8 protein-coding genes are annotated in these 9,985 nt (G+C 41.8%); 3 read left to right on the top strand and 5 right to left on the bottom strand.

The genetic code is table 11. The features are described from left to right. Positions 1-1,060, top strand: a 1,060-nt coding sequence (gene bchE / locus CV014_RS23285) for a magnesium-protoporphyrin IX monomethyl ester anaerobic oxidative cyclase (RefSeq protein ID WP_236144193.1), incomplete at its 5' end; no start/stop codon positions are given. A 143-nt stretch (positions 1,061-1,203) separates the two neighbouring features. Here bchE and topA read toward each other — a convergent pair. Further along, entirely contained in the window at positions 1,204-3,402 is a 2,199-nt protein-coding gene (topA, locus tag CV014_RS23280; RefSeq protein ID WP_236144192.1) for a type I DNA topoisomerase, read from the bottom strand. A gap of 317 nt (positions 3,403-3,719) precedes the next feature. Between topA and CV014_RS23275 the strand changes: the two genes are divergently transcribed. Together CV014_RS23275 and CV014_RS23270 are read left to right on the top strand one after the other, a co-directional pair. Next, positions 3,720-4,802 (top strand): J domain-containing protein, encoded by a 1,083-nt coding sequence (locus CV014_RS23275; RefSeq protein WP_236144191.1) that lies wholly within the window; start codon positions 3,720-3,722, stop codon positions 4,800-4,802. A 116-nt stretch (positions 4,803-4,918) separates the two neighbouring features. Next, entirely contained in the window at positions 4,919-5,710 is a 792-nt protein-coding gene (locus tag CV014_RS23270; RefSeq protein WP_236141255.1) for an IS5 family transposase, read from the top strand. Positions 5,711-5,886: 176 nt separating this feature from the next. On the opposite strand, the gene CV014_RS23265 is transcribed toward CV014_RS23270, so the two are convergent. The 4 genes from CV014_RS23265 to CV014_RS23250 form a co-directional block, all read right to left on the bottom strand. Continuing rightward, positions 5,887-6,705 (bottom strand): SDR family NAD(P)-dependent oxidoreductase, encoded by an 819-nt coding sequence (locus CV014_RS23265; RefSeq protein ID WP_236144190.1) that lies wholly within the window; start codon positions 6,703-6,705, stop codon positions 5,887-5,889. A 109-nt stretch (positions 6,706-6,814) separates the two neighbouring features. Continuing rightward, positions 6,815-7,498, bottom strand: coding sequence for a DevA family ABC transporter ATP-binding protein (locus tag CV014_RS23260; protein ID WP_236144189.1), 684 nt, complete (start codon positions 7,496-7,498; stop codon positions 6,815-6,817). A gap of 43 nt (positions 7,499-7,541) precedes the next feature. Then, positions 7,542-8,705: an ABC transporter permease DevC gene (devC, locus tag CV014_RS23255; RefSeq protein ID WP_236144188.1), complete on the bottom strand. Its 1,164-nt coding sequence runs from the start codon at positions 8,703-8,705 to the stop codon at positions 7,542-7,544. Between the two features lie 62 nt (positions 8,706-8,767). Beyond that, a complete protein-coding gene (locus CV014_RS23250; protein WP_236144187.1) occupies positions 8,768-9,976 on the bottom strand; it encodes an ABC exporter membrane fusion protein in 1,209 nt (402 codons plus the stop codon). Between the last annotated feature and the right edge of the window lie 9 nt (positions 9,977-9,985).

Genomic DNA, 9,985 nt, shown 5'->3' with positions numbered 1-9,985 from the left:
ACCTGATTGGAGTCTTTTAGATTGGAGTAAATATATTTATACTCCTTTAAATGTACGGGTGGCTGTTCCTAACTATGCTAGAGGTTGTCCTTTCTCCTGTCGTTTCTGTTCTCAGTGGGCATTCTGGCGCAAATACCGTTCCAGCACTCCCAAAAAATTCGTAGATCAGATTGAAATTCTGGTGAAAAAACACAAAGTTGGATTTTTCATCTTAGCTGATGAAGAACCAACTATTAACAAACCCAAATTTATTGCCCTGTGTAACGAATTAATCGAACGCAATTTAGGCGTTTATTGGGGAATTAATACCAGGGTGACAGATATCTTGCGGGACGAAGAGGAATTACCTCTGTATCGTAAAGCTGGACTGGTTCACGTCTCCTTGGGAACAGAAGCCGCCGCCCAATTAAAGTTGAATTTGTTCCGCAAAGAAACCACAATTGAGCAGAACAAAAAAGCGGTTCAACTATTAAGAAAAAATGGCATGGTTGCCGAAGCTCAATTTATTATGGGTTTAGAAAACGAAACCCCAGAAACCATCGAAGAAACCTATAAAATGGCTTTGGATTGGCAAACCGACATGGTGAACTGGAATATGTTTACCCCTTGGCCATTTTCTGAATTATTCCAAGATTTAGGCGATCGCGTCGAAGTCCGAGACTATTCGCAATATAACTTCGTCACCCCCATCATGAAACCCGATGCAATGGAAAGGGAAGACGTTCTCAAAGGAGTATTGCGAAACTACGCCCGTTTCTACCTCCGCAAAACCTTGGAATATTGGTTTGTCAAAGATCCCTTTAAGCGCAGATATCTTTTAGGTTGTTTAAAAGCATTCGTCCAAACCACCCTCAACAAACGCTTCTACAACTTAAAACGAGTCAAGTATAAAGGACTACAAACAGAAATCGAATTAGGTTTCGACGAATCCAAAATTCTCACCCGCGAACAAATCGCCCAACGCAAACAAGCACACCCAGAACTCGTAGCTGACGTAAACTTCACAGGTAACATTTCCGCCTGTGGCGCGCCTAATGATTTGCCGGAATTTCACGAATAGGGAATGGGGCATGGGGCATTGGGCATTGGGCATTGGGCATTGGGCATTGGGCATTGGGCATTGGGAATTGGGAATTGGGAATTGGGCATTGGGCATAGTAAAAAATCCTACCTTGTCTACCTTGTCCCCCTTGTCTACCTTGTCTACCTTTTCCCCCTGCTCCCTGCCCCCCTGCCCCCTGCCTCTTCCTTCCCCAGTTCGCCAAACTTCGGACTCCACCAACCTTTCTGGGTGCTGAAATAGGCTACATCCTTATGCTTATTATCCTGGCGTGACTTAGGATTAGAACAGCGCAGCATGGTTTTAGACTGTCCGTCTTTGGTGTAACTGTACTCCTCTAAAGGCTGCTTGCACACCGGACAAGGATATGAAGTTACCTTAGCAGGCGGCTTGGCTTTATTTTCTGTGCCGCTTGCTTGATTTTTGGGTGCTTCCCAACTTTTAGAGCGATCGCTCCAAAACAGTACAATGTTTTCACAACCACTAGTACATTTGAGAAAATATTTTTTCTGGAGTTTACTGCTTTTAATTTTAGAAAGACAATTGTTACACTCTGGGCAACGTGTCCTAGAGGTTTCGTATTGGCGTGGTGTAGACGTTATACCAGTTGATACACCCACCACTACATTTTTAGCCTTGGTAAGTGCAGGAACAAAGTAATCTTGATTCCAATTGGTGAGATATTGTTGCCAGCCTTGTTTACCTTGAGCGATCGCATCTAAAGCGTCTTCCATCTTAGCGGTAAATTCTGCTTCTAGTAAATCTGGCAGTGCTTTCTGTAAAAAGGCATCAACTTCTAGCCCTAATGCAGTCGGTTGCAAATTCCCCTTGGCTAACTCCACATAACCCCGATGCTTGAGGGTGGCGACTGTGGGAGCATAGGTACTAGGGCGACCGATACCTTTGCGTTCCATTAGCTGCACTAATTTGGGTTCGCTGTAGCGTGGCGGTGGTTGTGTTTGTTTTTTCTCAAAATTGGCATTATCTAAGGTTAAAGCCTGTTTTTGTTGTAACTCAGGTAAAACCGAATCTTTACTGAGATTATTCCAATACTTGGCATAACCGTAAAATTCTATAACCTGCCCCCTCGCTTGCCACAAGAGATTCCCCGACTGCGTGACGACTAAAGTTTTGCGGAGTTGGGCGGAACGACATTGAGAAGCCATTGCCCGTTTCCAAATCATCACATATAAATTAAATTCATCGGCTGGTAATTCTTCTCGTAATTGTACTGAGGGACGAAACACATCTGTGGGGCGAATGGCTTCGTGGGCTTCTTGGGCTGTTTTGCTGCTGCGGTGCTTGGCGACTTTGGGCGGGACATTTTGCGGGTCGTTTTGTTCTAACCACTGGCGCGCACTCTCGCAAAATTCGGGACTCAACATTACTGAGTCGGTTCGCATATAGGTAATTAGCCCCGCCTCATATAACTTTTGTGCCACCTGCATAGTTTTATCTGGGGCGAATTTCAGTTTAGAACCGGCGGCTTGTTGCAACGTCGAGGTGGTAAAAGGTGGTGGTGGTTGGCGTTGGACTGTTTTACCTTCTACGAGAATTACTTGATGGGGATGCTGTTTTGCTGTTTCAGTTAACCTAATAGCTTCTGCTTCTGATAGTACCCGTTTAGATTCCGGTGCTTTTGTGGTGTTATCGGCCGCATCATCATGGGTTTCTGCTTCTTGCTGTTCGGTTTCCTTAGCTGTGTCCGTCGTCCCTTTGTAAAAAGCCCGAAAACCCTCTTGATAATCTACCCAAACATTCCAATAATCTTGGGGTACGAAGGTTTGAATTTCTCTTTCACGCTGACAAATCAAGTGGAGTGTCGCACTTTGGACTCGACCGACACTTTTAGCACCGTTATTCAAAGCCCAAACTAAGGGACTACCCTTATAACCTACCAATTTATCCAGACAATCGCGGCACAATCCCGCACCTACCAGATTTAAGTCTAACTTTCTGGGGTGAGCGATCGCATTTCTCACTGCCGATGCTGTAATTTCGGTATAAATCACCCGTTTAGCATCACGTAATCCTAACACCTCTTTGAGATGCCAGGCGATCGTTTCGCCCTCTCGGTCTGGGTCAGTTGCTAAAACAACCTCATCTACTTGCTTAGTAAACGCCTTGAGTTGTTGAATAGTCTCCTTAGCACGTTGGTCACGCGGTACATAGTTGCATCGTACACTACCGCCCTCCATACTAAACCCCAGGGAATCCTCACCCTGATTACTGAGTTCACGAATATGTCCACAACTAGCCCGGACTATCCACTCTGTACCCAGAATTTGGCTGAGTTTCTTAACTTTACCAGGAGATTCAACGACTAAAAGACGTTTCGCCATAACACCTGTTGGTTAATGCTCTATGGTATTTTATCAGACTGTTAGTCTAAGAATTAGGGGTGTAAGGGTATAGGGGTGTAGGGGTGTAAGGGTGCAAGGGTGTAAGGGTTTACGGGATACAAGGGAGACAGGGAAAGAAATACTAACGACTAATGACTAATGACTAATGACTAATGACTAATGACTATTGACTATTGACTATTGACTATTGACTATTGACTATTGACTATTGACTAATAAATGTATCTTATGTCTGTTGATTTCCACTGAGCTTGCAGGTATTCTGCTTTCAACCCTAAAATTACCTTACACCTTCCATGCCCCGCAAAGCAGCATCTCCGCCCCGCACACCCCGCAGCAGCAAAACAACATCTTTAGCCCTTTCCGATTTACATATTCGTTTAGATGTACTAGAAAAAGAACATCAATCCATACTCAAACAGATCAAAAGAAAACGTACAGAACTCAATAATTTTGTGGAAAAGATGCGTTCTTTAGCCACAGATATATTTCATAAGGCTACGCCTAATTTCCAAAAAATGGCAGAACTTGACCAAGAAATTCATGCTCTATTTGATGAAATTTTGACTAAAAGGAAATTTGGCAAGCAAACAAAAAATAATGTAGAAAAAGTTTACCGTAATTTGCAATTTTCTGGAGTCATCAGTTTTAAAGAAAAACATACTGATGAAGATATAGATGATCCAGAACTCGATGAATTATTTGAAAATTTTCGCTCGCAAGAAGGTAGTGAGCAAGATACCAATACACATCGTCCCCCCAATTGGCAAACTCAACAACCCCTAGACACTCCCTCCACAGCTAGAACAGAAGACTCAAGAAAGATTCGTCAAACCTTTTTGAAGTTAGCAGAGATTTTTCACCCTGATAAAGTCCAAGATCAAGAAACCCTTCAGAATCATACAGAAATTATGAAGGAAATCAATAAGGCTTATCAAGAAGGTGATTTAGCTAGACTCTTAGAAATTGAAAGACAACATCAATTAGGTGAAACTATTGATAATAATAGTGAAGATGATTTAACTCGTAAATGTAAAAGTCTAGAACAACAAAACGAAATTCTCTCTAATCAATATGAAAACCTCAAGCGGGAATTACGGTTAGCTAAAAATACTCCTGAAGGGGCGATGTTAGCAGATGCCCGCAAGGCTGCTAAACAAGGTGTAGATTATGTAGACTTTATGGTACAGACAATGGAGCAACAAATTAATATTGTCGCCCAAATTCGTGATTTTGTGCAGAGTTTCCGTGACCAGAAAATGACCATTAAAGAATTTCTCAAGGGGCCAGTCACTCTCAATTCTATGAATGAGGAAATGATGGAAGATTTACTAGAGCAGATGATGTCAGAACTAGAGGATATGATTATTTTTGAATAAAAATCATATTTATCTTCAATTATTCTTAGAGGTTGTTTGAAAAGTCGGGTAGTTTGTAAAAAAACTCTCTCAGTGTAAGCTGCGAATAGTGAAAAACACAGCACCGAGAGAGTGACATGAGTAAAGCATACCCCAGTAACCTGAGCCGTGTTCAATATGAACTTATTACTGATTTAATTCCAGAAGCAAAAAGAGGTGGCCGTCCTCGCGAAGTTGATATGTGGGAAATTTTGAATGCCATCTTTTATATCCTGGTAGAAGGAGTACGATGGCGAGCCTTACCTGGTGATTTTCCCCCCTGGCAGACAGTTTATACATATTTCCGCAACTGGCGTAAAGACGGAACTTGGTTGAACATCCATGATAGTTTACGAGAGTGGACGAGAATTGATATTGAACGTCATCCGAGTCCATCCGAGGCAATTATCGACAGTCAAAGTGTGAAAACTGCTGCAATGGTGCAGAAAGCCGTAGGCTACGATGCAGGTAAGAAAATCAAGGGGCGCAAGCGATTTATCACAGTTGATACCTTGGGGTTAGTGTTACGGGTCTTGGTTACTGCGGCCAATGTCGGTGAACGTGAAGGAGGCAAACAAGTTCTCAAACAGGTTAAAAAATCTCACAACCAAGTCTGTCGATTGACCACTATTTGGGTGGACGGTGGTTTTGATGGCGAGCCATTCATGCAGTGGGTAATGGACTTTTGCCGTTGGATTGTGCAGGTAGTTCTGCGACCACAACAAACTAAGGGCTTTACCGTACTCAAAAAACGTTGGGTAGTAGAACGAACTTTTGGATGGTTGATGGGATGTCGGCGATTAGTTAGAGACTATGAGCTATTACCCGAAACATCGGAGACTTTTATTTATCTTGCCATGATTCGCGTCATGGCGAAGCGACTGGCATAAATTTTCACCCTTCAAAACTTTTCAAACACCCTCTTAGTCATATTGAGTTAGTAGTAAGGACTTTAGTCCTTTTCTGTTCGCGTAGCGTCTCGTTGGTGTAGCCTCTCCTAGAGAAGAGATAACTAAAGTTCTCACTATCAACCTTTAATTATTTCCCCTGTTTTACTTATCTATTTTCAGCCAATATTATTGGTTTTTACTTGATGTTTGGTCATCCCTTCCATGACTCTACCCATAATGCGAACTCTTGCCCATCGTGGCAACGGGCTGAGGGAGTATGTTAAAAATTTTGATAGTATTCCCGGCAATATTGTAGGCTGACGACCCAAGGCTTTTAATGTTGGTTGCACTACAGCTAAGGGGTTCATCGCCATACCCATTCGCATACCAGCGCGACTGGCGAAACCACTATTTGTAGGTGCTGGCGCAGAAGAGAGGACATCAACGCCTAAAGGTGCAAGTTCAACGTATAGTGCTTCGGCTAGAGTCTGGACATAGGCTTTAGTAGCTGCATAATGGGCAGCAAAGGGCATACCTTGAAATCCCACAATGGAACTCATCAGCACTATCCCACCACGACCACGTTTGACAAATTGCCGCCCAAAATACCAGCTTAATTCTAAAAGCGCACGGCAGTTAACATTGAGCATTTCTATTTCTTGTTCTAATTGCGAATTCAGAAATGAGCCTGAAGTCCCAAAACCAGCAGATACAATGAGTAAACCGACATCTAAATTTTGGGTTGCAATTTCTAGAGTTGCGGCTGCTTTCTCTTCAGAAAAATCTAGTTTGAAAACCTGAACCTCAACACTATATTGAGTCGTGAGAGTAGTGGCTATTTGCTTGAGAGTCTCTTGACTACGGGCGCACAAAATGAGGTTGAACCCTGATTCTGCTAACTGAAATGCCATCTCACGGCCTATACCGGAGGATGCACCAGTTACTACCGCCCAAGTTCCATAACGAGTGTATATACGTTTTTGCCAACTGTTCATAAATTGCCTTTTGACAACAGAATATTTTTGTTAAGAATAGAATCAGGAGAGTTTTGAAAAAATAGCGTTGGGATTAAGGACTAAAGTCCTTACTACAAACTATTGATTGCTATGGGTCAGATTTTACTAAATAGCCGTCTTCCATGCGAATAATGCGATCGGCAATATCTAAAATGCGATTATCATGGGTTACTAAGAGAATTGTGCAACCTTGTTCTTTGGCTAATTGCTGCATTAAATTGACTACATCTCTACCTGATTTACTATCTAAAGCTGCTGTCGGTTCATCGGCTAAGACTAATTGAGGATGATGGACTAAAGCCCTAGCAATAGCAACTCTTTGTTTTTGTCCGCCTGAGAGTCCATCGGGATAGTAATTTAGTCTTTCTCCTAAGCCCACTGTAGTTAACATTGCGGCTGCTTTAGCCTGTGCTTCTCGAAAGGGAACAGCATTATTCATTTCAAACGGCATCTGCACATTTTGTTGGGCTGTGAGAAAACCTAATAGGTTATGGGCTTGAAAAATATAGCCAATATGGCGGCGGACTTCGACCATTTCATTTTTAGTTGCACCACATAGTTCTTTACCTAATATTTTCAGGCTACCTGATTGCACAGAACGTAAACTGCCAATTAGTGTTAGTAAAGTAGTTTTACCTGAACCGGAAGGCCCTGTCATAATGACAATTTCGCCTGCTTGAATTTCTAGGTTGATATCAAAAAGGATTTGTTTTTTGAGTGAACCTACACCATAATAATAGTTGAGATGAGAAATAGCGATCGCAGATGACATAATTAGGCAATAGGGATTGGGGATTGGGGACTGGGAATGATTTTTAAAAAATATCGGCAGGGTCAGCAGCTTGTAACTTTTGTATGGCAATAGAGGCAGAAATTGTACACATCAAGGTGGTGAGGATGAATATTAAAACTGCTCTTTCAACCGTCATCATGATTGGTAACAACGTTGCTTGACGAGTGATTAAATATAAACCTTGAGAAATTGCAAATCCAGGAATAAAACCAATAGCTGCTAAAATTAACGCCTCTTGAAATACCAATACTAGTAAATAGCGATTTTTAAACCCTATAGCTTTGAGAGTGGCATATTCTGGTAAATGGTCAGAAACATCACTATAAAGTATTTGATAAACAATTACTGCACCGACAATAAAACCAATAATTGCACCTAAAGTAAAGGTAAATCCTACGGGTGTGCTAGTATTCCAAAAACTTTTCTCTCTAGCTACAAATTCCTGTTTAGAAAGAACTTGCACATCGTTAGGTAAATTGGCTTTTAAATTAGCAATTACCCAATTGACATCTGCTTCCGGTTCTAATTTAATTAAGCCAAAATCTATTAAACCTTGTTGTCTTCTTTGATTACCAAACAGACGTAAGAAATTTACATCACTAGTAATGATATTGCCATTAATGCCGAAAGACGTTCCTAGTCTAAATAAACCAACAACATTGATTTTGCGGTTATTTAACTCTGTGGTGACTTGATGATTACCTTCAAACTTAGTGACAATTTGTCCAAATTCTTGACGCGAACCACGGTCAAATAAAATTGTATCCGGTTCTCTCAAGGAGTTTAAATTTTCTTGTACACCTGGTAGATTAGTAACTTTCTCTTCTGGATTAAAACCAATCGCAAAAATTTGCCAAGTCTGTTGATTATCAGGATTTTTCCAGGGAACAGAATCTAAATAAATCGGACTAACTGATTGCACCCCTGTAAAACCCAGTGCTTGATATAGTCTTCTTTGTGAGAATTGGTCAAGAGAAATTAAAGCTTTATAACGAGAACTAACTAATACAATCTCACCTTCCAAACTGTTGTGGAATTGTACTGCACCATCAAATAAAGCTTCACGAATACCCAATTGCAGGAACATTAGCACATCTGCAAAAGCAATACCAGCGATCGCCACTAACATCCGTGCCTTTTCCCGCGACAATTGCAACCATGCTAAAGGAATTTTGCGTTTGAACATAGGTAATTAGTCAATAGTCAATAGTCAATAGTCATTACTCATTACTCATTACTTATTACTTATTACTCACCACTCCCCCTACTAATCATGACCCTGACTTTAGAATTAGTTAAACCTTCTACTCGTTGACTTGATTCTGGGGTGAGGCGGATTTTGACTTCTACTACTCTTGCATCGATGTCTGCGGCGGGATCGGTGTTGAGTACGTCTTTTTTGGCTATCAGTAAACCAATTTCATTGACTGTTCCCTCTAGTTTTCCTGGGAGGTTGACTTGGGTGATGGTTGCACTTTGTCCGATTTTGACTTGATTAATGTCGGTTTCATAGACTTCTGCAACAACGTACATTTGATTCGTTTGTCCAATTTCGACAATTCCTTTATCGCTGACTACTTCGCCATCCCAAGTGTGAATTTTTAAGACTTGACCGGCTTTGGTAGCTTTGACATAGACTAAATCTAAGTTAGCTTTGGCTTCTTGTACTGCGGCTTGAGCATTTTCTACTTCCGCTTGTGCTGCTTGCACATCGGTAGGACGTATCTCTGCAATCTTTTCTAGAGTGGCTTTGGCTTGTCTGAGTCTTTCGTTGAGGGTTTCTGATGTTTGAGTGCGGTTAGCTATGGCTTCTCGTAAACTCTCTTGTGCTGTTTCTAAGGTTAATTTTTTACTATCCCGCATTGACGCAGAAACAGCACCAGTGTCTTGCAGATATTGATAACGCTGATATTCTAGTTGAGCATTTCTGACTTCGGCTTCTAGGCGTTTAACTGTGGCTACTCTCGCCGCTACTTCTTGGCGCAGTTCCGCTTCTAGTTCCGATATTAAGGCTTGTTGAGCAGCAATTTCTCCCTGTTTTGCGCCGGCTTTTACCTGTGCTAGTTGTGATTGTGCGACTTTCACCCGTTGTTGGGCTACTTTTAGTGCTGCTAGCCGAGTCTCCCGATTATCCAGAATAGCAATAATCTGTCCTTTTTGAATGCGATCGCCCTGTTTCACCAACAGTTCCGCTACACGGTTACTACCCGCAGTCTGAGAAACGGATATTTGTATGACTTCGCCTTCAGGTTCTATGCGTCCTAACGCTGTCACCGCTTTCATGACAGGACGGTTATCTATGACTACAGGAGTGCTTTTTTCTCCGGTATTGCGCCCATTCAATACAAAATATAACGAACTTGTACCAGTAGCCACAGCTAAAGTCACAGCACCCGCAATGAACACTCTATTGGGATACTTAAAATTCTTAATTCCGCCTGCATTCAGATTTTGCATGAAGTCACC

Source organism: Nostoc sp. CMAA1605 (assembly GCF_021596505.1).
Taxonomy (GTDB): domain Bacteria; phylum Cyanobacteriota; class Cyanobacteriia; order Cyanobacteriales; family Nostocaceae; genus Trichormus.
The sequence above is the reverse complement of the archived record's forward strand: the minus strand, read 5'-3'. Positions and strand labels throughout refer to the sequence as shown.

Bases quoted from the DNA above. Each gene is read 5' to 3' on its own strand.
- topA (WP_236144192.1), bottom strand. From the start codon at position 3,402: ATGGCGAAACGTCTTTTAGTCGTTGAATCTCCTGGTAAAGTTAAGAAA.
- CV014_RS23275 (WP_236144191.1), top strand. From the start codon at position 3,720: ATGCCCCGCAAAGCAGCATCTCCGCCCCGCACACCCCGCAGCAGCAAA.
- CV014_RS23270 (WP_236141255.1), top strand. From the start codon at position 4,919: ATGAGTAAAGCATACCCCAGTAACCTGAGCCGTGTTCAATATGAACTT.
- CV014_RS23265 (WP_236144190.1), bottom strand. From the start codon at position 6,705: ATGAACAGTTGGCAAAAACGTATATACACTCGTTATGGAACTTGGGCG.
- CV014_RS23260 (WP_236144189.1), bottom strand. From the start codon at position 7,498: ATGTCATCTGCGATCGCTATTTCTCATCTCAACTATTATTATGGTGTA.
- devC (WP_236144188.1), bottom strand. From the start codon at position 8,705: ATGTTCAAACGCAAAATTCCTTTAGCATGGTTGCAATTGTCGCGGGAA.
- CV014_RS23250 (WP_236144187.1), bottom strand. From the start codon at position 9,976: ATGCAAAATCTGAATGCAGGCGGAATTAAGAATTTTAAGTATCCCAAT.